Here is a 25009-nt window from a genome sequence, read left to right as displayed (position 1 = left end):
AAATTAAGATGCGGGCATACGTTTGAGGGATGGGCCGACCGCCGTGTCGGACCACTCGGATACCAAACCTACGTAAGGCTTTCCGCACTATTCCACCTGTTAGTTAAAGCAACCCCGCTCGTCGGGGTTGCTTTTTTTGGTTGCTTTCGGCTACCTTTGTAGCGAGTTATCGGTGCCTGATGCTGCTTCGTGGCAGCTTTCAAGGCTTAATAGGGAAGCTGGTTCAAAGCCAGCGCTGTCCCCGCAACTGTACGTTTCAGTACCCCCCGGTTCATGCTTCATGGCCACTGCCCGACTGTCGGGCGGGAAGGCCCGAGCCGGCGAAACAAGCCAGGAGACCTGCCGACGACCATCCGCTGTTGCCGCGTTCGGAGGAAACGTGCTGGCCGCGTGCCTGTTTGACGCACTCTTGCTGATTCGATTTATTTTGATAACCCGTTGGTGGCTTCATAGCACCCTGTTGGCTGGTTTGCTGGCTAGTAGTCGGCCGCTCGTTGGCGCGCAGCTACCCAATCCCTCGGATACGGCGGTGGCGCTCACCCCCGTGACCGTGCGGGCCATCGCGCCCGAGCGGTTTCTGGCCGGCCAGAAGCTGCAGCGCATCGACTCCACCACGCTGCAACAGTTCCGGTTCAGTACGCTGGCCGATGTGCTGGCCTACAACACCCCGCTGGCCTTTAAAAGCTACGGCCCCGGTCAGCTCAGCACGGTATCGTTTCGTGGTACATCGGCGAATCATACGGCGGTACTCTGGAACGGCATCAACATCAACCAGCCCAACCTCGGCCAGTCCGATTTTTCGACCCTTCCCGTGGCGGGGTTCGACCGGCTGTCGGTGCAGTACGGGGCGGGGGGCTGCGTAGTAGGCTCTGATGCCGTGGGCGGTAGTATTCTGCTGGGCAGTACGCCCCGGTGGAATGAGCGACTGGGCGTTACCCTTGGCCAGCAGATAGCCTCGTTTCGGAACGATCAGACGCAGCTGGGCATCCGCTACGCCACGGCGCCGGGGCAGACCTGGCAGCTTGCGGGCCGTACCTACGCTTACCGCAGTAAGCACAACAACGACTACCCCTATACCGAACGGCAGCGCTACTTCGTCGATGAGTCGACCACGGCGCAGCGGGGGCTGGTGCAGGATCTGTACCTGCGGCACCGCAACGGCCGGCAGCTGTCGTTCAACGCCTGGCTGACCGACAACGATCTCATTCTGAGCCCGACCGATACGCTGGCCCGCGAACGGACCCGCACCCAGTCGGCGCGGGTGCTGACGACCTACGAAACCAATGCGCTGACGCTGCGCCTGGGCTGGATTCGCGATATTATTGACTACGCCAAGAGCGATTTCGACCACCCCAGCCATACCGAAACCGATCGGTTTATTGGCCGGGCCGAGCGCGAACTAGCGCTGTGGCCGGGCAACCGTCGGGTGGCTACCACGCTGCGGCTGGGGGGCGAGTGGTCGCACTACCGCACCCGAACCGATGGCTACGGCGGAGCCCTCATTACCGAAAACCGGCAGGATCTGTACGCGCTGCTGCGGCTGCAGACCAGTCGGTGGCTGCTGACGGCCAACCTGCGGCAGGCGTTCGTGACGCGTTTCAGTCCACCCCTGACGCCCTCGCTGGGTGCCGAGTACAAGGTGCTTAACCGGCCGGGGCAGGTGCTGACGGCCAAGGCTTCGGTCGGGCGCAGCTACCGCGTACCGACGCTGAATGAGCGCTACTGGATCGGGCTGGGCAACCCCGACCTGCGGCCCGAACGCGGTCTGAATACCGAAGCCGGGCTGGCCCTGACCCAAACCCTGACCGATGCGCTCACACTGACAGCCGAGGCCACGGCCTACCATAACCGCGTCGACGACTGGGCCTACTGGAACCCGGCTACGAACTATCACGTCGAGAACCTGCAGCAGGTAGTGGCGCGCGGGGGCGAGCTGACCACCGGGCTGGCCTACCGTCAATCGGGCTGGCAGGCCGGTTTGCGCATCGGCTACGCCCTGACCCGCTCGACGCAGGAGCGGGCCTACGATACCTACGCCCGCGACATTCTGGGCAAGCAGCTTCCTTATGTGCCTATCCATACGGGTACGCTCAACGCCCACCTGGCGCGGGGGCGCTCGCGGCTGTCGATGCAGGTACAGACCAGCTCGCGCCGGTACATTACGTTCGACAACAGTCAGTTTTTCAAGGGGGTCGTGCTGGCCAACCTGCTGGCCGAAACGGAACTCCGGGTTGCCGGGGCGTCGGTTCGGGTGCAGGGGCAGCTCAACAACCTGTTCGATGCGCTGCTGATCAGCGTGCGTCGAACAGCCATGCCCGGTCGGAGTGTGGCGCTCAACGTGCTTATCAATTTACCAACCAATACCCAATGAAAAATCAATTTACCGCCGGCGCGCTGCTGAGCGTTGTGGCGCTGAGCCTCTGGAACTGTAAGACCACCGATCCCGAACCATCGCCGTTTGAATCGGGCGTTTATATCGTCAACCAGGGTAATTTCTCGCAGAACAACGGGACGCTGTCGTTTCTGGCGGCCAACAGCAGCGCGGTACAGACCAACATTTTCGTGACGGCCAACCCATCCATTCCGACGGCGGGGCTGCTCAACGATTATACGGAGGTCAACGGCAAGGGGCTGCTCGTGCTCGATAACTCGGCGGCTGGCAAAGACAAGGTCGAGATCGTGGAAGCGGGCACGCTGAAAAGCCGCGCCACGCTCCAGACGCCCGACATCGAAAATCCCCGCCGGGCTATCTACGCAGCGCCCAACAAAGCCTATGTGAGCTGCTGGGATGTGTCGGGCAGTTTTTCGGCCGGTACGTTCTATAAAGATCCGGGCTACGTAGCCGTGATCGACATGAATAGCGGCAAAGTGACCAAGAAAATCGCGGCCGTAAAAGGGGCCGAAGGCATGGTTCTGGTCAACAGGGAAGTGTTTCTGGGTAGCGCTGGCTACAGCGGTGGCAAAGCACTGGCGATTATCAATGTCGAAACGGACGAGGTTGTACAGAAGATGGATATGGGCGCCGAAGCCGAGCCCATCGCCGTCGACGCCAACGGTAAACTGTGGGTACTAGTGGGACAGGAGATGATCTGCGTAAATCCAGCCGGCCGGAGCATTGAAAAACGGGTAAAACTGGTAGCAACGCCGTCGTCGGTTGCCATCAGCCGCGACAAGAAAAACTTTTACTACGCCAGCAGCACCCGCACGTACCGCTTCAATATCACCGACGCGACGGCGCCCACTACGGCGGTGCAGAACCGGGGCTTCAGTGCCATCGGGATCGATCCGGCTACGGGAACCTTCTACGGCAGCCAGGCACCCGCCAACTACGTGCAGGCGGGCTACGTGCTGCGTTACCGCGAAAACGATGCGCTGATCGACTCGGTCAAAGCCGAAATCGCCCCCACACGCTTCTTCTTCCGGTAGGGAGGAGGGTTTGTAGTTGGTGGTTTGTAGTTTTCAGTTTACGGTTTACCGCTTTCAGGTTGCAGCGCGTAGCGGGCAGATCCGTAGCCTCGGTACTGAGTGCTGATAACTGTACACTGAAGACGGAGTACTGCCGGCACACCGAGTACAAAAAATGGATAACTGTACACTGAAAGCGGAGTACTGCCTGAAAACTGAAGACGGTAAACTGTATACTGAAAACCACCAACCACCAACCACCAACCACAAACAGAAATTACCCTTCCTCCAGCTCAAGCCGGCCTTCTTCGAGGTCGAGTTCGAACAGTACAGCCCGCAGCACCTCATCGTCGTGCTGACCGGCGCGCCGGAGTCGGGTGGCTTCATCGCGCTCGAGCTGAATAATTTCGAGCTGAATCCGGCGGGTCTCGCGCAACTCCGATTCGTTGACCGAGGCCCGCTTTTTTCCGCCTTGCCGCACCCGTAACCGGTCGATACGGGCTTCGTATTTATGTTTCAGCATGGCCAGCGCTTCGTCCGATACCTCGTCGCTGAGTGAATAATTGGCTTCCAGGTGCTCGATTGCCCGGGTAGCCAGTTGAATCCGCAGCCGTAGCTCTTCCTGCTCTTCCCGCTGGTCGGGTTTGATGGCCATCAGCCGGATCAGGTAAGGCAGGGCCGTACCCTGAATAACGAGGGTGACGAAAATGACGCAGTAGGCGATGAAAATAATCAGGTCGCGTTTAGGAAATGGAGCGCCCGACCCCAGGGTCAGGGGCAGCGCCAGCGCCGTAGCCAGCGACAATACCCCCCGCATGCCCGTAAAGGCCAGTACCGTAACGAGTTTGAGCGACAGCGTCCGGTTGCTGCTGCGCAGGCTGGGACTGAACAGCCGGGGTACATAATAGACTACAAACACCCAGATAAAGCGGGTGGCAATGACGGCCAGACTCACCAGGCTGCCGTAGACGATAAGCGTTCCAAATGTGTAGTCACGATTGTCGGTCAGCAGCCGCCGGAGCTGCAGCCCCATCAGCACGAATACGGTGCTGTTGAGCATAAACGTCATTACGTTCCAGACGCCGAGGGTTTCCAGATGGCCCCGGCGCGACATGTATTCCGAGGAGCGAAGCGTCAGGTACAGGCCCGACGCCAGCACCGCCAGCACGCCCGATACTTCGACGCGTTCGGCCAGCAGGTAAGCCGCAAAAGGCGTCAGCAACGACAGCGTGGTCTCGACGGCCGAGACGCCTGCCGTCAGGCGGTGGATATAGCGCACCACCCACGCCAGTGCCAGGCCGATAGCTACCCCCCCAATCACACTGATGACAAATTCTTCGCCAGCCTGGAGCAACACAAACTGCCCCGTGGTAACGGCCGCCACCGCATAGCGGTACACGATCAGCCCGGTGCCATCGTTGACCAGGCTTTCGCCCTCCAGAATTACGATGAGCCGGCGGGGCAAACCCATCTGCCGGATGATGGCCGTGCCGGCAATGGGATCGGTGGTCGAAACGGTGGCTCCCACGATAAACGCCAGCGGCCACGAAAAACCCGGAATCAGGCTGTGGGCTACCCAGGCAACCCCCGCCGTCGTGAAAATAACCAGCCCGAACGCCAGCAGAAAGATGGGCCGGAAATTCGCTTTGAAATCGGCCCACGACGTATTCCAGGCGGCCGCGTAGATCAGTGGGGGCAGAAAAACAAGCATGACCACTTCGGGCTGCAGGCCCACAACCCGAATGCCGGGAACCAGACTGATGGCCGTGCCGGCCAGCACCAGTACGATCGGGGAGGCAATCTTTACCCGTTCGGCCACGGCCGCCAGAGCCGTTACAAGTGCCAGCAGGCCAATAAATACAGTTAATGCGTGCATCGGTATGAACGTTCGGTGGGGTTAATAGACTATTTTAATGCGCTTACTGGTGAAAAAGGGCGGGCCATTCGCTTTTGCTGGCGAGCCGACCGGTATATTGGCGGTAAACTGACTATTTCCGATGAAACGCAGAGAAGCATTGCAGCATGTAGCCCTCCTGATGGGCAGTGCACTGGCCGCGCCAACCGTGGCGGGTGCCATGGGGCAGATTCTGAACACGGAGCCCGGCGTGACCCTTACGCCCGCTCAGGAAGCCCTCGTTGCCGAGGTGGCCGATGTGATTATCCCGACCACGAGCACGCCCGGTGCCAAAGCGGCCGGTGCCGAGAAGTTTATCATCCGCGTTATGCGCGACTGTTACCCCAAAGCCGATCAGGATGCGTTTTATGCCGGTCTGGCCAAACTCGATGCCGACAGCAAAACCCGCTTCAGCAAAGGCTTCATGGACCTCGATACGGCCCAGAAGAATGAGATGGTCAAAGAGTTAACCGTCAGCAACAAGCCGTTCTTTCTTCGCCTGAAAGAGTTGACCACTACGGGCTACTTTACCTCCGAAATCGGTGCCACCAAAGCGCTGGCGTATCTGCCTGTTCCCGGCCGGTTTGACGGTTGTATGCCTATCCAGCCCGGCCAGAAAACCTGGGCGATGTAGTGCCCCCGGGCTTGTCAGGCTGCTGCCCGACGGGGTATAAGCCATCTGCCAGCAGGCGCGCCTGCTTAAGCACAAAGGATAGATGTAGCCGCTGACGGGCACACCCCCGCTTTTTCAAATGCTCCGACTTTTCAATCAGAAAACGCATGTATCTCAACATTGACTCTATAAAGGAACAAACCTACGATGCGATTGTTATCGGCTCGGGGGTAACCGGGGGCTGGGCCTCCAAAGAACTGACCGAGAAAGGGCTACGGGTACTGATGCTCGAAAAAGGGCATCAGCTCGAGCACATCTCGGGCTATCCCAACGCCACTAAAGACCCCTGGGAGACCAAGTACAATGGTCGGCTCACGATGGCGCAGAAGGAGTCGCACCCGAAGCTGATGCGCGACTACCCATACAACGAAAACACCGAAACCTACTGGATGAAAGATACCGACTCGCTCTACAAGGAGGAGAAACGGTTCGACTGGTATCGGCCAAACATCGTGGGGGGGAAATCGATCATGTGGGGGCGGCAGTCGTACCGGCTCAGCGATATCGACTTCGAGGCCAACCTTAAAGACGGCATTGCCATTGACTGGCCCATTCGCTACAAAGACGTGGCCCCCTGGTACAGCTACGTCGAAAAAGTAGTAGGCATCTCGGGCGAAGCCCTGAACCTGCCCCAGCTACCCGACAGCGACTTTCTGCCGCCCATGGAGATGTACTGCGTGGAGAAAGAAGTGCGCAAACGGATCGAGAAAAACTTCCCCGGGCGCACCATGACCATTGGTCGGGTGGCCAACCTCTCCAAAGCCACGCAGGCCCAGATGGGCATTGGCCGGGCTGCCTGCCAGTACCGCAACCGCTGCGCCATGGGCTGCCCCTACGGCGCGTATTTCAGTACCCAGTCGTGTACGCTGCCCTATGCCGCCAAAACCGGCCGACTCACGCTGCGTCCCGACTCGGTGGTGACCAACCTGATCTACGACGAGAAAACCCAGCGGGCTTCGGGCGTGCGCGTGGTCGACGCCGTGACGCTGCAGGAGCGCGAGTATTTCGCCAAGCTGGTGTTCGTGTGTGGCAGTGCACTCGGCACAACGGCCATTCTGCTCAACTCCACGTCGCACCGGTTCCCCAATGGGTTCGGTAACGACTCGGGTGAGCTGGGCCACAACCTCATGGACCACCACTTCCGTACGGGTGCATCGGGCGTCTGGGAAGGCGACCTCGACAAATACTACGTGGGGCGCCGGGCCAACGGTATTTACGTGCCGCGCTACCGCAACATCGGCAACGACAAGCGCGATTACCTGCGGGGCTTCGGCTACCAGGGTAGCGGCAGCCGGCAGAACTGGCAGCGCGAAATTGCCGAACTGTCGTTCGGGGCCGATTACAAGGAAGACATGACCAAGCCCGGCCCCTGGACCATGGGCCTGAGCGGCTTCGGCGAAACGCTGCCATACCACGAAAACCGGATGTTTCTCGACAAAACGGCTAAAGACAAATGGGGTATGCCGCTGGTGGTGTTCGACGCTGAATTCAAGGAGAACGAGAAGAAAATGCGCGTCGATATGCAGAACGACGCCAAAGAAATGCTCGAAGCGTCGGGCCTTAAAAACGTACGTGGCTACGACAACGGATCGTATCCGGGTATGGCCATCCACGAGATGGGTACCGCCCGGATGGGTCGCGACCCCAAAACGTCGGTGCTCAACGGCAACAACCAGGTCCACGGCGTCAAGAACGTGTTTGTCACCGACGGCGCCTGCATGACGTCGGCATCGTGTGTAAACCCGTCGCTCACCTACATGGCCCTGACGGCCCGCGCGGTCGATTTTGCCGTGAAAGAAATGAAAAAGCGGAATATCTAACAGGCCGGCCACAGCTGGCTCTGCCGATTCGGGTGACTGTGGCCAGTAGGGCCGTGGTCACCCGTTTCTGTTGGCCTGCCCGGTTGCCGCGGCCGGATAGGTAAAGTTTAGCAAAGTCGGCACTTTAGTAGCATATAGCCTGACCCGCTGTCGGCAACTACCGCGTCATGATCTCAAAAAAAACGTTTTCTCGCTTCGGTCGTCCAACGGCCGTGGTTGTTGCGGCCGGTCTGGCCGTGAGTACCGCGCTGATGGGGGCCTACCAGAACCGGAGCCTCAACCAGGCGTCGGGTGATTACCTGAACCGGCTGTTTGCCGGACTATCGGCCGACGATACCCACGACCCGAAGTATGCGGTGGGCAGTCTGAATGTTGCACCCGGGCTCGAAGCGAGCTTGTTTGCCGCCGAGCCCATGCTCACCAACCCCACCGATATCGACGTCGATGCACGGGGCCGGGTGTGGGTGTGCGAAGCCTATAACTACCGGCCCGCCATCAACGGCAACCCTACCCGCCCTGAGGGCGATCGCATCATTATTCTGGACGATCAGAATCACGACGGTCGGGCCGACGTAACCAAGGTGTTCTACCAGGGCCCCGACATCGAATCGCCCCTCGGTATCTGGGTGCAGGGCAACCGCGTTATCGTGTCCGACAGCCCGAATGTCTGGGTGCTGACCGACGACAACGGCGACGACAAAGCCGACCGCAAAGAGCTGCTCTTTACCGGCGTCGGAGGGGAACAACACGACCATGGCATGCACACCTTTGTATTCGGCCCCGACGGTAAATGGTATTTCAACTTCGGGAACGAGGGCGGACAGCTGCTCGACAAAAACAAACAGCCCGTTATCGACATCGCCACCGGCAAGGCCATCAACCGGCAGAATTTCCGGCAGGGTATGGTGTTCCGCTGCGATCCCGATGGCAAAAACGTGGAGATGCTGGGCCAGAACTTCCGCAACAACTACGAGGTGGCGGTCGATTCGTATGGCACGCTCTGGCAGTCGGACAACGACGACGATGGGAACAAGGGCGTGCGGATCAACTACGTCATGGAGTATGGTAACTACGGCTATACCGATGAGCTGACGGGGGCGGGCTGGCAGGCCAACCGCACCAATCTGGAAAAAGATATTCCGCGCCGGCACTGGCACCTCAACGATCCGGGAGCGGTGCCCAACCTGCTCCAGACGGGGGCTGGCTCGCCAACGGGTATCATTGTGTATGAGGGCAAGCTGCTGCCCGATGTATTCCGCAACCAGGTCATTCACTGCGATGCTGGCCCCAATGTGGTCCGGTCATACCCGGTGACCAAAGCCGGGGCGGGCTATTCGGCCACCCTTGTCAACCTGCTTGAAGGCGCGCGCGATCAGTGGTTCCGGCCGGCCGATATCTGCGTAGCCCCCGATGGTTCACTGATTATTGCCGACTGGTACGATCCGGGCGTGGGCGGGCATCAGGCCGGCGATCAGAGCCGGGGGCGGGTGTATCGGGTAGCACCCCGCAACACGCCCTACACGGTTCCGGCGGTCGATCTGACGACTACCGCCGGGGCCATCGATGCCCTGCAGAGCCCCAACATGAGCGTTCGCTATGCCGCCTGGCAACACCTGCACGGGCTGGGTGCCAAAGCCGAAAAAGCCCTGGCTTCTTTCTACAAAAACAGTTCCGACAGCCGGATGCAGGCGCGGGCGCTGTGGCTGCTGAGCAAAGGGCCCCATGGTCAGAAATACGTCGATGCTGCACTGGGCAGTACCGATGCCGACCTGCGCATTACGGCCATCCGGGCCGCCCGTCAGCTGGGTCCGGCATCGGCACTGGCTGCAGTAAAGAAAGCGGTGAACGATGCCGATCCGCAGGTACGGCGCGAGTGTGCCATTGCGCTGCGCGGCAGTCAGGCGGCCGAGGCTCCGGGCCTGTGGGCGCAGCTGGCCAGCCGGCACGATGGGCAGGATCGCTGGTATCTGGAAGCGCTGGGCATCGGCGCCGAGGGCAACTGGGATCGCTTCTACGCGGCCTGGGCCAGCCAGACCGGTGCCGATCCAACCGCTACGGCGGCCGGCCGCGACATTGTGTGGCGGGCGCGTACCCGCGCGTCGGTCCCGATGCTGGCCAAACTAGCGGGCGACCCCAGCACCGACCTGACGGCCCGACTCCGCTACTTCCGCGCCTTCGACTTCAACCCCGGTGCTACCGAAAAGTCGCAGGCGCTGCTGGCCCTGCTACAAGCCAACACCGGCTCGGCTGACGTGACGCGTCTGGCGCTGCGCCACCTCGACCCCGCTTTTGTGCGGCAGAATACAGTGGCTCAATCGGCCCTGGCTACCCTGATGGAGCAGACCTACGGCCAGCCCGAGTACCTGGAGCTTGTGGCCCGCTACGAACCGGCTACTGAAAATAATCGGCTCCATAAACTGGCGCTGGCCAAAAGCACCGAAGGGATGGGCCGCGATGCCGCCCGGCAGCTGCTGCGGCAGCAGGGCCACGGTCTGATCATGACCACGATCAACGGCGCCAATGCCGATGCCGCCACGCAGATGGTAACGGCGCTTCGGTGGGTGGGCAGCAAAGACGCCCTGACCATTCTGAAACAGGTGGCCACCGGCGATCAGTATCCGACAAGTCTGCGCATGGCCGCTACCCGCGCCCTGGGCGGCAGTACCGACGGGGCCGATCTGGTACTGGCCCTGCTCGAATCGGGAGCCATCAACGGCGACTACCGCAAAGCAGCCGTACAGGGGGTGAGCAACGACTGGCGGAAGCAGATCCGTACCAAAGCGGCCAGCTACCTCGACGGCGGGCAGAGCACCGAAGGCAAAAAGCTGCCCGCCATTGGCGAACTGCTGGCGATGACCGGCGATCCCGGTCGGGGTGTGGCCGTTTTCAAAACCAACTGCTCGATCTGTCATCAGGTCAACGGCGACGGCATGGACTTCGGCCCCAAGCTCTCGGAAATCGGCTCTAAACTCCCGAAAGAAGGGCAGTACCTGGCCATTCTGCACCCCGACGCGGGCATCAGTTTTGGCTACGAAACCTGGGCGGTAAAGTTCAAGGACGGCAGCACGCTGACCGGCATCGTATCGAGCAAAACCGAAACCGACCTGCAGATGAAGTTTCCGGGGGGCGTTACCCAGCAATACAAGATGGCCGATGTGGTGTCGATGACCATGAGCGAAACATCGATGATGCCCTCGGGCCTGCAGGAAGCCATGACCACGCAGCAGCTGGTCGATCTGGTCGAGTATCTGGCCACCCTGAAAAAGAAATAAAAACGTATCGTTCCCTCTTCCTAAATTCGACTCAATGCAACGACGCAGTTTCGTTAAATCGACCGCCGGCCTGGCCGCAGCCTTCACCAGTAGCGTTGTGCCCGACAACTGGCACGCCCAGCCAACCCAGCTGGCCAAAAATTCCTTTAAGCTCAAATACGCCCCCCACCTGGGTATGTTTGAGAACAGCGCCGGCAAAGACCCCATCGACCAGCTCAAATTCATGGCCGATATGGGCTTCACGGCCTTTGAAGACAACGGCATGATGGGACGCGATGTGGCGATGCAGGAAAAAATGGGGCGTGAAATGGCCCGACTGGGCATCACGATGGGCGTTTTTGTGCTCGACAAGGGTGGCAACGGGGCCAATACGCTGGCTGCCGGCAAACCCGAGTACATCGATATTTTTCTGAATGGCTGCCGGAAAGCAGTTGAAACGGCCAAGCGTGTCAACGCCAAATGGACAACGGTGGTGCCGGGCGACTTTGAGCGTCGGCTACCGATCGGGGTGCAGACGGGGCATGTGATCGATGCCCTGCGCCGGGGCGCCGACATTCTGGAGCCCGCCGGTCTGACCATGGTGCTGGAGCCGCTGAGCGACACGCCTAACCTGTTTCTGCGCACGTCCGACCAGACGTACGAAATCTGCCGGGGTGTCAACAGCAAATCGTGCAAGCTGCTGTACGATATCTACCACATGCAGAAAAACGAAGGCAATGTGCTGAACAACATCGACTGGACCTGGAATGAGATTGCTTATTTCCAGATCGGCGACAACCCGGGCCGGAAGGAGCCAACCACGGGCGAGATAAATTACAGGGGTATTTTCAAGCAGATCTACAAACGCGCCAAAGCCGAAAACCGCGAGTTTATCTTTGGCATGGAGCACGGCAATTCGATGCCGGGCAAAGAGGGCGAGATGGCCGTTATCAAAGCCTATCAGGAGTCCGACAACTTCATGATCTGACGGGCCCGACCCATTCGCAACAAGAATCGCAGGTGCTGTAGTCATCGGTTTCAGGCCGGTTACTACAGCACCTGTTTTTGTGTCTTACAGCACAACAACCGAATTTTCATCGGCCGAAATACCACTGGCAACGTACTTGTCGGCGGCCCAGTCGTTTTCCCACGTCGTGCCATCGAGGATGTAGCGGTACTGATATTCACTGCCTACGGGCAGCTCGACCGTGGTTTTGTACGAACCGTCTTTTTGCTTCTTCAGGATTTGTGCACTCGCATCCCAACCATTGAATTCACCCGCAACGGCGACCGTCTTAGCGCCATTCACCGCTTCGGCCGGCAGCTCGAACGTTACTTTAGCAACAGGCTTACTTTTCAGGTATTGTTTGGCAATTGCCATACGACGTTTAAGTTTGGTTTGTGCTGCAAAATTATATCACAATAAAAATAAAGTCATAATTATCAGGTGGTTATAGGTATTTTTTCTTTAAATAGTTATAATCTATGTATCTTGTTTTATACTTGTAACGGCCGGCCGGTAAGGTGCTAAAAGACAGGCCGATAGCCGGCAGGGTATGGGCTGGCACTGCTTAGCCTATTGGTTCGGTGGTTTGAGCGGGGTAGGCGCGGTATTCGCGGGTCCAGTGCCAGGCCCCCTGAAACGCAATCAGACAGAACACGGCGTATTCGATGCCGACGAGCTTCACGCCCTTTACGAAATAGATGTACGTACTGATGAGGTCGATTACGAGCCAGACCCACCAGCATTCGAGTTTTTTCTGAATCATCATGAACGTGCCGATGATGCTCATGACGGTTGTGAACGAGTCGAGGTAGGGGAAAGCGCTGGGTTTGCTGAACAGGATTGGAAACCAGGTGTGCAGGTTCTGGGCCAGCGTGCCCAGGGCCAGCGTCGCCACGCCACCGCCCAGCAGCATACCCACCAGGGGCCGGCCGGTCAGGCGCGTGATGCGCAGCTCGTTGCGCCGGTCGGCTTCGACGGGGGCGGGGTGGGTCCAGCGCCACCAGCCGTAGAGGTTGGTGATGCAGAAAAACACCTGCAGAAACATGTCGGGGTACAGCTGAATCTGGTAGAACAGAAAGAAAAAAAGAATAACGCTGGCCGCTCCGATGGGCCAGCTCCAGACGTTGGCCCTGGCGGCCAGCCACGTGGCCGCGCCCCCCGACACAACGCCGAAAAATTCGAGGTAGCTCATGGAGTACCCCCAGACGGTAAACAGAATGGAATGAATGTCGAAAAACTGGGTCACGCAGACAGCGGCTTTAGGTCAGCAGTCGGGGCCGTTACCACGGGCCCGGACCGGCAATATCCGAAGTTTTTGCCACAGCAGCCCGATACCCGGCCCAACACCCTATTGACCGACACATTGCCGGCTTTTACCGACAAGTCGCCGGCGGTTGCAACGGTGGCTACCCGGTGCCGCGTTAAGGAGAGTAACTGGGCAATCAGGTAACCAACTGGACAAGCAAAAACATGGAACGTAAGGAATTTCTGAAGCGTGGATTTGGCAGCATTCTGGGCATGGCAGCCATCGTACCCGTACTGGAAGGCTGCTCGAAAAGCAGTGTCGATCCGGTAACGACCACCACGACCACACCAACCACATCGACCGGTTCGACCAACGGCAGTTCGGCCAGCAACTGTACGGTGAGCCCGTCGGAAACCGAAGGCCCCTTTCCAACCAAGGTGCCGGCCAGCTTCGTTCGTAAGGATATACGTGACGACCGTACTGGGGTGGCTTTCACCATGAACATCACCATTAAAAACAACAATAACAGCTGTGCCGCGCTGGCCGGTGCCCTGGTCGATGTGTGGCACTGCGACAAAGACGGCTACTACTCGGAGTACGGCGGATCGGGCATGCAGAGTGTAAACTTTCAGAACGTCGATTTTCTGCGGGGCCGGCAAACAAGCGATGCCAATGGACTGGTTTCGTTTACGTCGATTTTTCCGGGCTGGTACTCCGGCCGGGCTCCGCACATCCACGTACATATCTACAACGCAGCCGGCAAGTCGCTCCTCGTTACCCAGATCGCGTTTCCCTACGACACTACCAACACAGTCTATACCACCGGGCAGTCGTATGGCTACACCAAAGGCGCGCAGGACACGAAGAACGAGCGGGATAATGTGTTTTCGGATTCCTACGCGACCGAACTGGCCACGGTGTCGGGCAGCCTTTCGGCTGGCTACACCCTGACGCATACGATCGTTGTCAGCGCCTGATCAATCTGCCGACCGTAACTGAACTAGGGATGAACCGATTGATTCGGCTGGCGTATCGCAAAGTGATCGACGCATCGGCTACGGCCGCCTGGGACCGGACCGTGTTTGACGAAACGTACCGGGAACTGTACATGCAGGCGCAGCGCTACGATCTGGCCGGGCAGTACCAGACGCTGGCCGAACTGCTGGCCCAGGTGCCCGGTGCCGACAAACTGCACTACCTGACCAGCCGGGCGGCTGTGGGCTACCTGAAACAGCTCGATCAGCGCCTGCCCGATGTGGTCGATAGCCTGGGTAGCCGCTGGGTGCCCTTCACCGAGTTTACATTTGAGGTGCTGGCGTCGCACCTGCACCGGTCCGATGCGCATCGGATTGCCATTGTGTTCTACAGCGATCCGCTACTGTGGCTCGACACCATTGGCGATCAGTTGCTGCTGGCCACCGCCGACCAGCAGCCTGCGCTGCAGGCCGGGCAGTTCATCAGCACGCACCTGCTGACACTGGATTCGCAGCTGAGCATCTGGACGTATCAGACCGGGTCGCGCCAGACCGGGTCAATCCAGACCGGGTCGCGCCAGACCGGGTCAATCCAGACCGGGTCAATCCAGCCGGAATCTTACCAGACCGGGTCGCGCCAGACTAGCCCGACCACAACCCTATAATGGACACACAGACGGAGGCCCGGATTTACCTTGCCGATGGGCGGGGCACGGTCGAATCGGCCGGGTACCGGCGCTACCATACGTTCAATGCGGAGACGTACCGCGCCGAAGGCCGTGAGCCGTACGGGCCGCTGGAGCTGCTCAGCGACGATGCCCTGCTGGCCGGTGCCAGCCTGACCAGTCGGGTCGATGACGCTACGGATATCCTGCTGCTGCCACTGACCGGCGGACTGGCCTACCAGACCGAAGCCGCCGGGACGGGTTTTCTGGAGCCGGGCCAGCTGGGGGTGCTGGCCCTCGGCGCCGGTGACGCCTGTACCGTAAGCAATCCGTACGATACCGAAACCATCAGCCTGCTGCAGCTGGGGTTACGGGCAGCACCCCGGCCCGGCCGGCCGGCATTGACCGTACAGACCTTCGACCTGACGCAGCCTAACCAATTGCTCCCCCTGCTGGGCACCGACAGTCCCACCCAGGTCTACATAGGGCGGTACGGGGGGCGGCAGGAGACTACCTACCGGCTGCAACCAACCGCCGGCCGGAGCGGGCAGGTGTTTGTGTTTGTACTACAGGGCGCGTTTGAAGTGGCCAACCGGTTGCTGCACGCCCGCGATGGCCTGTCGCTGACCCGGCCGCCCGACGGCGAGGTGCCGTTCGAAGCGCTGTCGGAAGGGGCCATGCTGCTTCTGCTCGATCTGGCCTGCTAGCCGCGCCTGACCCGGAATGAACAGCCCCCGCCCTGTCTGGGCGGGGGCTGTTGCCGTTACTTGCGGCCGTCGAGGGGATAGAACCGCCAGCTGGTCTGGTAGTCGCGGGTGAGCGGCTGGTTGGTCAGAATGGCGCGAATCATCTCCACGGGCATGGCATTGAGGTGCATCACCGCATCGTGAAACTGTTTGTTGGTCATTTTGCCCGACCCCACCAGTTCCTTCTGCAGCGCGTAGAACTGAAAACCGCCCGTCATGTAAGCCAGCTGGTAGAGGGGCGGGTAGCCCCCCACAAACGACCGGCGCACCTCGCCCTCGGCATTGGCCCGCTCGAAGCCCACCCGATCGACCAGAAAGTCGATGCACTGCTGGGGCGACCAGTTGCCGAGGTGGTAGTTGAGCGAGAAAATAATGCGGGCGCAGCGGTGCATCCGCCAGAACAGCATCCCGATCCGGTCTTCGGGCGTTTGCGGAAAGCCCTTATCCCAGAGCAGCATTTCCCAGTACAGCGACCACCCTTCGATCCAGAACGGGGTGTCGAAGTTGCGGTAGGTTTTGTAGCGGCTGTTCATGAAAAACTCCAGGTGGTGGCCCGCAATCAGCTCATGGTGAACGGTGGCGCGCGAAAAATGGGGGTTGTTGCCGCGCATGCTCATCAGCTTGTCGCGCTCGGTCATGCCGCTGGTGGGGTAGGAGATAATGATTTCTTCGCCCCCCAGAAAAAACGGATTCACCAGCTGCCGCTCGGGCGACATCATGCTCATGCGCCAGGTTTCTTCGGCAATCGGCGGAATGGTAATCAGATCATTTTTTTTCAGAAAATCGATCGATTCGTTGTAGAGCCGCAGGATGGTTTCGGGCTGGTGGCCCGGCTCCACGTAGGTATTCTTTACTTTCTCCTGGGCCGCTTTCCAGTTATCGCCAAAGCCCATCTCGCGCGAGGCCTTCAGCAGTTCGCGGTCGCACCAGGCAAATTCGCGGTTGGCAATCTGAATCAGCTCATCGGGCGAATACGGAATCAGCTCGAACTGCAGCTGCCGTACCAGTTCATCGCGGCCCACCGCCACGCCCACAATGCCACTGCTGTCGGGTTTGGCGCCCGATGAGCGCCGGGCGCGCCGGCCAAACAGGGTGGCATAGTCGGCCAGCAGGCTGTCGACGCGCTGGTAGGGTTTGGGGACCCACCACGTAAACTGGGGGTCGTACTCATTGTAGAAGGCAAACACCGATTCGAGGGCATTTTTGAGGCCGTTGGCAGTGCGGTTGGCGCGCCGGGCCAGGGCCGGTTCGATGGTGCCCAGCTTACCAACCTGCTGGCGGCTGGATTCGACCTGTTCGGCAATGGCGGTCAGGTCGGCGGCCATTTGCCGGGCGTCGGGTACGGCCCCGCGCCGGCGCGCTTTCTCCATGGCGTAGAGCTTGTCGGCAAAGGGAAACCAGGGTTTGATCTGCTCCATTTCGCGGGCTTCCTGTTCCAGCTGCCGCAGGTCGTTGCGGAGGTTGCGCTGAAACAGCAGGTAGTCGACCCGGCTATCGGTATTCAGCTGGTCGAAGGGCAGCGCCTGCAGTCGGGTGAGGTAGTCGGTGCGCAGCTGGCGAAACCGCTCCCGGCGTTCGGGCGAGTTGTCGACGGTATAGAAGCGGCTCAGGCTACCCCGGTCGGCTTCGAACTGCACCAGCAGCGGGTGAACGGCGCTGGTTTCGTAACTGATGGGGGCGGGGGCGGGCTGGGCACATAGCGGGGCAGCCGCGAGCAGGAGCCCAAGGCAGGTAAACAGTAGGTTCATGGGCTGTCAGACAGGTTGGTGAGGCTGGTCAGACAATCGGTATTTGGGTCGATCGTTGACCGTTGGTCAGCAATTTCGTTTCTTACCGGCCAAACAAAAAAGGCACGCTTACCTAAATGTGGTTAACGGATAAAAAAATAGTGGTGATTGGCGGCACCACCGGCATGGGACTATCGGCGGCTACGGCTTTCGTACGCGAAGGTGCGCAGGTGGTTGTGGTGGGGCGTAATCCCGAAAATGGCGCGGCTGCCGAGCAGTTGCTGGATGGCAACGGGCTGGCCCTGTCGGGCGATGCGTCGGACCCCCAAACGGCCACCAAAGCCATTTCGCTCTGCCAGCAGATATTCGGGGGCTTCGACGGACTGTATCACGTGGCGGGCGGGAGTGGCCGGCGCTTTGGCGATGGACCGCTGCACGACCTCACGCTCGAAGGCTGGCAGTACACGCTCAACCTGAACCTGACGGGCCTGATGCTGTCGAACCAGGCGGCCGTGCGGGCTTTTCAGGCGCAGGGTACAGGCGGTTCCATTCTGAACATGGGCTCCGTGCTGGGGCAGTCGCCCTCGCCCACCTACTTTGCTACCCATGCCTATGCCGCGGCCAAATCGGCCATTGTGGGGTTCGTGAAATCAGTAGCGGCCTATTACGCTCCGCAGAACATACGGGTCAACATGGTGGCCCCGTCGCTGGTCGAGACGGCCATGTCGCAGCGGGCCGTCAACGACGACGCCATCATGTCGTTTATCAAAACCAAGCAGCCCCTCGACGGCGGGCGTATCGGGCAACCCGACGACCTCGATGGCGCAGCGGTGTATTTTCTGTCCGATCAGTCGCGCTTCACCACCGGGCAGATCCTGACCATCGATGGCGGCTGGAGTGTGAGCGAAGGACAGGAGCCATGATCGCCACCCTCCGCCTGACGCTGGTGCCGCTGACCCTGCCGCAACTGCGGCTGCACATTGCCGACAGTCACCAGCTCGAACGCGCCATGGGGCTCAAAACCGGCCCGCGCGACGTAGCTGAGCCGCTGCTGAGCATTATCCGGCACTACACCATTCCGCGGCTGCAGGACCCCGCCAACGATCCGCTCTATCATACTATTTGGGTGGGTATCGACCGGGAGCGGCAGCAGATCGTGGCCGATGCCAAGTTCAAGGGGGAACCCGACGAAACCGGCACCGTCGAGATCGGGTACGGCACCTATCCGGCCCGGCAGCGTAAAGGGTACATGACCGAAATGGTCGGCGGCCTCGTCGACTGGGCCCGTACGCAGCCCGACATTCGACGCATTACGGCCGATACGCACTGCGAGAACGTGGCCTCGCAGCGGGTGCTCGAGAAAAACGACTTTCACCTGTTCGACCGGCTGGAGGAAATGCTGTGGTGGGAGCGGGTGCTCAGGTGAGCAGCGCCGACCCCAGCACGCAGCGCTCGCCCTGCAGCTGATCGAGGTTGTCGAACAGTTGTAGCGCGTTCTTGGCATTATCGAAGTGTTCGCTCGACGCCTGGCGCAGTTCCTTGCGTTTCATGGCTTCCAGAAACCGCCGGGCATCGTCGGCCGACTCGAGCAGCAGGGCGGGTACTTCGGTGGGCTGGTCGCTGTCGTCTTTGGCCACCATCGTGAAATACGAGGTGTTGGTATGTTTCACCACGCCCGTCTTCACGTTTTCGGCAATCACCTTGATGCCGATGACGAGCGAGGTACGCCCGACGTAGTTGACCGACGCCAGCAGCGATACCAGCTCGCCCACCTCGACCGGCTGCCGGAAGTTAACCCCATCGACCGAGACCGTTACGCAGTAGTGACCAGCGTGCTTGGCCGCGCAGGCATATGCCACCTTGTCCATGAGCGACAGCAGAATGCCCCCGTGAATTTTACCGCCGAAGTTGGCATAGGCCGGAATCATCAGTTCGGTCAGCGTGGTGCGGGAGTGCGAAACGGGTTTGGGGAGTGCGGCCATAAGGTGGGCTGTTAGCAGAGACAAAAAAAAGCACCGTCGATAAACGGTGCTTCTGCAAACATATAGGGCGGGCCCGATTATACGGCAAAACTTTCGCCACAACCGCAGGTGCGGCTGGCGTTGGGGTTTTTGAACTGAAACCCCTTGCCGTTCAGGCCATCCGAAAAGTCGAGTTCAGTGCCGGCCAGGTACAGCAGGCTTTTGCGATCGACCAGAATTTTGATGCCTTTATCCTCGACCACATGGTCGGTGGGTTGTTGCGCGGTGTCGAACTGCAGGTCATACATCAGACCCGAGCAACCGCCACCCTGCACGGCTACGCGAATGGCGTAATCGGCGGTGTGACCCTCCTTCTGGCGGAGTTCAATGATTTTATCTTTGGCGATTTCAGATACAGTAACCATGGTGATCGGCGCGCCAACGGAGTGCGATTCGACGCTGACCTGTTAACTTTCGGCCCGTCGGAAAAGTTCTTTACTACCCCTATGCTTACCAACCTTGAACACATCGGCATTGCCGTTCGCGATCTGAACCAGGCCAATGCGCTGTTTACCAGCCTCCTTAACGTGGCTCCCTACAAACAGGAAGCCGTAGCGACGGAGGGCGTAACAACCTCGTTTTTCCGGATCAACCAGACCAAGATCGAACTGCTGGAGGCCACCCGCCCCGACAGCCCCATTGCCACCTTCCTGGAGAAGAAGGGCGAAGGCATTCATCACCTGGCCGTCGAGGTCGACGATATCGTGGCCGAAATGGCGCGGCTCAAAGCCGAGGGGTTCACGCTGCTCAACGAAACGCCCAAGCCCGGTGCCGACAATAAACTAGTGTGTTTTCTGCACCCCAAAGGCACCAACGGCGTGCTGATCGAGCTGTGTCAGGAGCGGCCCGCCCCCGACCCGGCTGACACTGAGCGTACTGCGTAGCCGCGATGGCCTCTCCCGCAGCCGGAGAGCCCGGGCAGCCCCTCAATCGGGCCGATTTGGGCAATATTCAACTAATTGGGGCCGAAACCCGTTTACAGAGAAGGGGTGTCGCCATTGGCATTGAATAGGATAAAAACCATAACTTTTGCGGTTAAGTATCTGACCGATACGCTACCTTTGCCGATCAAAACAACGACGCGCCACCGTCATGGATCAGTACTCGTATATTGCTAATTCCGATGCCGCTTACGTCGATCAACTGTATCAGGCCTACAGGCAGGACCCACAGTCGGTAGATGAAAGCTGGCAGCAGTTCTTCAAAGGTTTCGATTTCTCCCTTACCTACGCCGAGAAACCCAACGGTAAAGCCAATGGGGTTGCCGTCAACGGCAAAGCGACCGACACCAAACCCGTCGATGCCTCGCACGCCGAGAAAGAAGTCTCCGTTGCCAGCCTGATCAAGGCCTACCGCTCGCGCGGTCACCTGCTGGCCAAAACAAACCCGCTCAAAGACCGCAAAGATCGGCAGCCCCGCGTCGACCTGCCCGACTATGCCCTGTCGGAGAGCGACCTCGACACCGTTTTCGAATCGGGCAAGCTGCTCGGCATCGGGCCCGCCACCCTCCGGACCATTATGGAGTCGCTACGTAAAATCTACGCCGGCAACATTGGTTTCGAGTATATGTACATCCGGGAGATGGACGTCAAAAACTGGCTGCGCAACAAAATTGAAAAAGAAGCGCTGGAGTTTACGCCCACTATCGAGGAGAAAAAGCGGATTCTGGAAAAGCTGAACGAAGCCACCGTGTTCGAAAACTTTCTGGCTACCAAATACCTGGGTCAGAAGCGGTTTTCGCTCGAAGGGGGCGAGTCGACCATTCCGGCGCTCGACACCATTATCAGCCAGGCGGCCGATATGGGCGTTGAAGAAGTCATGATTGGGATGGCCCACCGGGGCCGGCTCAACGTGCTGTCGAACATCATGGGTAAATCCTACGAAGCCATCTTCGATGGTTTTGAAGGCAATGTACCCCAGCACGCCTATGGCGATGGGGACGTAAAATACCACCTGGGCTATTCGAGCCTGCTGCGTACGCCGGCGGGTAAGGAAATCAGCGTGAAGCTGGCCCCCAACCCCTCGCACCTCGAAACCGTCGATCCCGTGGTCGAAGGCTTCGTACGGGCGCAGGCCGATGAAGAATACAACGGCGATTTTACCCGCATCATGCCGATCCTGATTCACGGCGATGCCGCTGTAGCGGGTCAGGGTGTCGTCTACGAAGTCATGCAAATGGCCAAGCTGGCGGGCTATACGACCGGTGGCACGGTTCACTTCGTCATCAACAACCAGGTCGGGTTTACCACCGATTTCGATGATGCCCGCTCGTCGATCTACTGTTCCGACGTAGCCAAAATCATCGATGCTCCGATTTTCCACGTCAACGGCGACGATCCGGAAGCCGTTATTTTCTGCGCTAAACTGGCGGTCGAATTCCGTGAGAAATTCAAGCGCGACGTGTTTATCGACATGGTCTGCTACCGGCGTTACGGCCACAACGAATCGGACGAACCCAAGTTCACGCAACCGACGATGTATAACATCATCGACCGGCACGATAACCCGCGCGAACTGTACAATAAAACCCTGATCGAGCGGGGCGATGTGGATGCCGAACTGGCCAGCCGCATGGACACCGAGTTCAAGAAGCAACTGCAGGACCGGCTCGACAAGGTGAAGCAGAAAGCCGAGATTCCGTATAAACCGCTGCGGCTCGACCGCGACTGGGCCGAACTTCGGTACGCCGAACCCGCCGACTTCGAGCAGTCGCCCGAAACGGGGGTGCCGGCCGAAACGCTGGACAAGATCGGCAAAGCACTAACAACGGTTCCGGAAGGCTTCAAACCGCTGAAACAGATCGATAAACTGCTGAAAGACCGGCAGACGATGCTGACTGCGAACCGGCAGGTGAACTGGGGTACGGCCGAACTGCTGGCCTACGGATCGCTGCTGCTGGAGAACAAACTGGTTCGACTCAGCGGGCAGGACGTTCAGCGGGGTACGTTCTCGCACCGCCACGCGGTGCTGCACGATGCCGACACCAACAAAACCTATTCGTCGCTCGATTTCATTGCCGAGGGACAGACCAAGCTGCAGATCTACAACTCCCACCTGTCGGAGTATGGGGTACTGGGTTTCGAGTATGGCTACGCTATGGCCAACCCCCATGCCCTGGTGATCTGGGAAGCGCAGTTCGGTGATTTCTCGAACGGTGCGCAGATCATTATCGACCAGTTCATTTCGGCCGCCGAGTCGAAATGGGGTATTCAGAACGGGCTGGTGATGCTGCTGCCCCACGGCTACGAAGGCCAGGGCCCCGAGCACTCCAACGCCCGGCCGGAGCGCTACCTGCAGCTCTACGCCGAATACAACATGGTGGTGGCCAACGTAACCACGCCGGCCAACTTCTTCCACCTGATGCGTCGGCAGCTGGCCTGGGCATTCCGGAAGCCGCTGGTGGTGATGTCGCCCAAGTCGCTGCTGCGCCACCCCAAAGTGGTATCGTCGCTCGACGAACTGGCTACCGGTTCGTTCAAAGAAGTACTCGGCGACACTTACGCTGCGCCCAAGAAGGTAAAGAAAGTGCTGGTCTGCACCGGCAAGGTGTACTACGATCTGCTCGAAAAACAGCAGACCGATCAGCGCGACGACGTGGCCATTATCCGGCTGGAGCAGATTGCCCCGCTGCCCAAAACGCAGCTCGACGCCGAACTGGCCAAGTACAAAGGCGCCAAGGTATACTGGGTGCAGGAAGAGCCCGAGAACATGGGCTACTGGACTTACCTGCTGCGCATTGGGCTGACCCTGCCGATCATTGCGCGCAAGGCGTCGGCTTCGCCGGCCAGCGGATACCCCAAAGTTCACAGTCAGGAACAGGCCGACATTGTTCGGCGTGCATTTGAATAACGGTTTAGGGTAGATGGTTTACGGTTTTCGGTTAGGTTTGCTGCCGACAGAACCGTGAACCATACACCCGCAACCGAAAACTACATACATAATGGCCGTTGATATGAAAATCCCCCCGGTTGGGGAATCCATTACCGAAGTAACCGTAGGCACCTGGTATAAAAAAGAAGGTGACGTGGTGAAAATGGACGAAGTCATTTGCGGGCTGGAGTCCGACAAAGCAACGTTCGAACTGAACGCCGAGGCTGCCGGTGTGCTGCACATTCTGGCGCAGGAGGGCGATGTGCTGCCCATCGGGGCCAGCATCTGCACCATCGATGCCGACGGCAGTGCTCCGGCTCCGGCAGCGCCGGCGGCCGAGCAGCCAGCCCCCGCTCCCGAACCCCAGCCGGCCGCAGCCCCTGCGCCCGCACCGGCTCCGGCCGCTACGTCGAGTGCCGTAGTCGAGATGAAGGTTCCGGCCGTGGGTGAATCGGTAACGGAAGTCACGATTGCCTCGTGGAATAAAAAAGACGGCGATCAGGTTGCACTCGACGAAACGCTGTGCGAACTGGAATCGGATAAAGCAACGTTTGAACTGCCTGCCGAGGCCGCCGGAACGCTCCGGATCGTGGCCGAAGCGGGTGCTACGCTGGCGATCGGCGCCCTGATTGCCCGGATCGAAACGGGTTCGGCAGCGCCCCAGGCTGCTCCGGCTCAGCCGGCGGCACCCGCCCAGCCCGCGGCCGCTCCGGCCCCGCAGGCAGCACCCGCCAGCCCCAACGGCTATGCGGCCAATCACCCTTCGCCGGCGGCTGCCAAGATTCTGGACGAAAAAGGCATTCAGGCTCAGCAGGTGCAGGGTACAGGCGTTGGTGGCCGGATCACCAAGGAAGATGCTATGGGCGCTACGGCCGCTCCGGCTCCTCAGCCTGCCGCGGCTCCGGCGGCTCCCAAACCGGCGGCCCCTGCTGCCGCAACGCCAACTCCAGCGGCTGCGCCGGCTGGCGCGCGCAACCAGCGCACCGAACGGATGACGTCGCTGCGCCGGACCATTGCCCGCCGACTGGTGTCGGTGAAAAACGAAACCGCCATGCTGACCACTTTCAACGAGGTCGACATGAAGCCGGTGATGGATTTGCGCAACAAGTACAAAGACAAATTCAAAGAGAAGCACGGCGTTGGCCTGGGCTTCATGTCGTTCTTCGCCAAAGCGGTGTGCGTAGCCCTGAAAGAATTCCCGGCTATCAACGCCCAGATCGATGGCGACAATATCGTCTACAACGATTTCTGCGACATCTCGATCGCCGTATCGACGGGCCGTGGGCTGGTGGTGCCGGTAATCCGGAACGCCGAGCAGATGAGCTTTGCCGAAATTGAGAAAGAAGTGGTGCGGCTGGCCGGGCTGGCCCGCGACAATAAGCTGACCATCGAACAGATGACGGGCGGCACGTTCACGATCACCAACGGTGGTACGTTTGGGTCGATGCTCTCGACCCCGATCATCAACGCGCCCCAGTCGGCCATTCTGGGTATGCACAACATTGTTGAGCGGCCTGTTGTGGTCAACGGCGAAATCGTGGTGCGCCCCATCATGTACGTAGCCCTGTCGTACGATCACCGCATCATCGACGGTAAAGAGTCAGTAAGCTTCCTGGTTCGGGTGAAACAGATTCTGGAAGACCCCGCCCGGATTTTGCTGGAGATGTAAGCTAACGCTGCTTCATAGAAAAAGGCGCTTCCTGACTTAGGA

Annotated in this window: 20 protein-coding genes and 1 riboswitch; of the genes, 14 read left to right on the top strand and 6 right to left on the bottom strand. The window is 59.7% G+C overall.

Going from position 1 to position 25009, the window contains the following annotated elements; translation table 11 throughout:
• Positions 1-153 precede the first annotated feature (153 nt).
• Positions 154-361: riboswitch (cobalamin riboswitch) on the top strand.
• A 108-nt stretch (positions 362-469) separates the two neighbouring features.
• Together ACYVAC_RS15705 and ACYVAC_RS15700 are read left to right on the top strand one after the other, a co-directional pair.
• The gene (locus tag ACYVAC_RS15705; RefSeq protein ID WP_461098696.1) at positions 470-2371 is read left to right on the top strand and encodes a TonB-dependent receptor plug domain-containing protein; all 1902 of its coding nucleotides are present in this window, start codon (positions 470-472) and stop codon (positions 2369-2371) included.
• Positions 2368-3426 (top strand): YncE family protein, encoded by a 1059-nt coding sequence (locus tag ACYVAC_RS15700; protein ID WP_461098695.1) that lies wholly within the window; start codon positions 2368-2370, stop codon positions 3424-3426. The genes ACYVAC_RS15705 and ACYVAC_RS15700 overlap by 4 nt, the downstream gene beginning before the upstream one ends.
• 256 nt (positions 3427-3682) lie before the next feature.
• Here the strand turns inward: ACYVAC_RS15700 and ACYVAC_RS15695 are convergent, their stop codons facing one another.
• Positions 3683-5281 (bottom strand): Na+/H+ antiporter, encoded by a 1599-nt coding sequence (locus ACYVAC_RS15695; RefSeq protein WP_461098694.1) that lies wholly within the window; start codon positions 5279-5281, stop codon positions 3683-3685.
• A gap of 121 nt (positions 5282-5402) precedes the next feature.
• Here ACYVAC_RS15695 and ACYVAC_RS15690 point away from each other — a divergent pair, with 121 nt between their 5' ends.
• The 4 genes from ACYVAC_RS15690 to ACYVAC_RS15675 all read left to right on the top strand — a co-directional run bounded on the left by ACYVAC_RS15690 (position 5403) and on the right by ACYVAC_RS15675 (position 12031).
• On the top strand, positions 5403-5933 hold the full coding sequence (locus ACYVAC_RS15690) for a gluconate 2-dehydrogenase subunit 3 family protein (RefSeq protein WP_461098693.1): 531 nt from the start codon (positions 5403-5405) through the stop codon (positions 5931-5933).
• A gap of 146 nt (positions 5934-6079) precedes the next feature.
• Positions 6080-7792 (top strand): GMC oxidoreductase, encoded by a 1713-nt coding sequence (locus ACYVAC_RS15685; protein WP_461098692.1) that lies wholly within the window; start codon positions 6080-6082, stop codon positions 7790-7792.
• 167 nt (positions 7793-7959) lie between these two features.
• Positions 7960-11064: a PVC-type heme-binding CxxCH protein gene (locus tag ACYVAC_RS15680; protein ID WP_461098691.1), complete on the top strand. Its 3105-nt coding sequence runs from the start codon at positions 7960-7962 to the stop codon at positions 11062-11064.
• Positions 11065-11098: 34 nt separating this feature from the next.
• Positions 11099-12031, top strand: coding sequence for a hydroxypyruvate isomerase family protein (locus ACYVAC_RS15675; protein WP_461098690.1), 933 nt, complete (start codon positions 11099-11101; stop codon positions 12029-12031).
• A gap of 84 nt (positions 12032-12115) precedes the next feature.
• Here the strand turns inward: ACYVAC_RS15675 and ACYVAC_RS15670 are convergent, their stop codons facing one another.
• Positions 12116-12424, bottom strand: coding sequence for an isoamylase early set domain-containing protein (locus ACYVAC_RS15670; RefSeq protein WP_461098689.1), 309 nt, complete (start codon positions 12422-12424; stop codon positions 12116-12118).
• A gap of 190 nt (positions 12425-12614) precedes the next feature.
• Positions 12615-13295, bottom strand: coding sequence for a nicotinamide riboside transporter PnuC (gene pnuC, locus ACYVAC_RS15665; RefSeq protein ID WP_461098688.1), 681 nt, complete (start codon positions 13293-13295; stop codon positions 12615-12617).
• A gap of 224 nt (positions 13296-13519) precedes the next feature.
• Here pnuC and ACYVAC_RS15660 point away from each other — a divergent pair, with 224 nt between their 5' ends.
• Genes ACYVAC_RS15660 through ACYVAC_RS15650 form a run of 3 tightly spaced genes read left to right on the top strand, consistent with a single transcriptional unit; the run spans position 13520 to position 15641 of the window.
• Positions 13520-14272, top strand: a complete 753-nt coding sequence (locus tag ACYVAC_RS15660) for a dioxygenase family protein (protein ID WP_461098687.1) — start codon at positions 13520-13522, stop codon at positions 14270-14272.
• A gap of 29 nt (positions 14273-14301) precedes the next feature.
• Positions 14302-14934: a hypothetical protein gene (locus ACYVAC_RS15655; RefSeq protein WP_461098686.1), complete on the top strand. Its 633-nt coding sequence runs from the start codon at positions 14302-14304 to the stop codon at positions 14932-14934.
• Positions 14934-15641, top strand: a complete 708-nt coding sequence (locus tag ACYVAC_RS15650; RefSeq protein ID WP_461098685.1) for a pirin family protein — start codon at positions 14934-14936, stop codon at positions 15639-15641. The genes ACYVAC_RS15655 and ACYVAC_RS15650 overlap by 1 nt, the downstream gene beginning before the upstream one ends.
• A 56-nt stretch (positions 15642-15697) precedes the next feature.
• Here the strand turns inward: ACYVAC_RS15650 and ACYVAC_RS15645 are convergent, their stop codons facing one another.
• Positions 15698-17428, bottom strand: a complete 1731-nt coding sequence (locus tag ACYVAC_RS15645) for a DUF885 family protein (protein ID WP_461098684.1) — start codon at positions 17426-17428, stop codon at positions 15698-15700.
• A gap of 116 nt (positions 17429-17544) precedes the next feature.
• Between ACYVAC_RS15645 and ACYVAC_RS15640 the strand changes: the two genes are divergently transcribed.
• Both ACYVAC_RS15640 and ACYVAC_RS15635 read left to right on the top strand, forming a co-directional pair.
• Positions 17545-18330, top strand: a complete 786-nt coding sequence (locus ACYVAC_RS15640; RefSeq protein ID WP_461098683.1) for an SDR family NAD(P)-dependent oxidoreductase — start codon at positions 17545-17547, stop codon at positions 18328-18330.
• Positions 18327-18833 (top strand): GNAT family N-acetyltransferase, encoded by a 507-nt coding sequence (locus ACYVAC_RS15635; protein WP_461098682.1) that lies wholly within the window; start codon positions 18327-18329, stop codon positions 18831-18833. Before ACYVAC_RS15640 ends, ACYVAC_RS15635 begins: the two co-directional genes overlap by 4 nt.
• Here the strand turns inward: ACYVAC_RS15635 and ACYVAC_RS15630 are convergent.
• Complete coding sequence (locus ACYVAC_RS15630) at positions 18826-19389, bottom strand: acyl-CoA thioesterase (protein WP_461098681.1); 564 nt, start codon at positions 19387-19389, stop codon at positions 18826-18828. The genes ACYVAC_RS15635 and ACYVAC_RS15630 overlap by 8 nt on opposite strands.
• A gap of 77 nt (positions 19390-19466) precedes the next feature.
• On the bottom strand, positions 19467-19793 hold the full coding sequence (locus ACYVAC_RS15625) for a HesB/IscA family protein (protein WP_461098680.1): 327 nt from the start codon (positions 19791-19793) through the stop codon (positions 19467-19469).
• An 81-nt stretch (positions 19794-19874) separates the two neighbouring features.
• Between ACYVAC_RS15625 and mce the strand changes: the two genes are divergently transcribed.
• The 3 genes from mce to odhB all read left to right on the top strand — a co-directional run bounded on the left by mce (position 19875) and on the right by odhB (position 24967).
• On the top strand, positions 19875-20312 hold the full coding sequence (mce, locus tag ACYVAC_RS15620) for a methylmalonyl-CoA epimerase (protein ID WP_461098679.1): 438 nt from the start codon (positions 19875-19877) through the stop codon (positions 20310-20312).
• A gap of 208 nt (positions 20313-20520) precedes the next feature.
• Positions 20521-23277 (top strand): 2-oxoglutarate dehydrogenase E1 component, encoded by a 2757-nt coding sequence (locus tag ACYVAC_RS15615; protein WP_461098678.1) that lies wholly within the window; start codon positions 20521-20523, stop codon positions 23275-23277.
• A gap of 91 nt (positions 23278-23368) precedes the next feature.
• Entirely contained in the window at positions 23369-24967 is a 1599-nt protein-coding gene (odhB, locus tag ACYVAC_RS15610) for a 2-oxoglutarate dehydrogenase complex dihydrolipoyllysine-residue succinyltransferase (protein ID WP_461098677.1), read from the top strand.
• The last annotated feature ends 42 nt before the right edge of the window (positions 24968-25009 follow it).

This window comes from Spirosoma luteolum (genome assembly GCF_054778875.1).
This window is presented reverse-complemented; position numbering and strand designations above follow the sequence as displayed.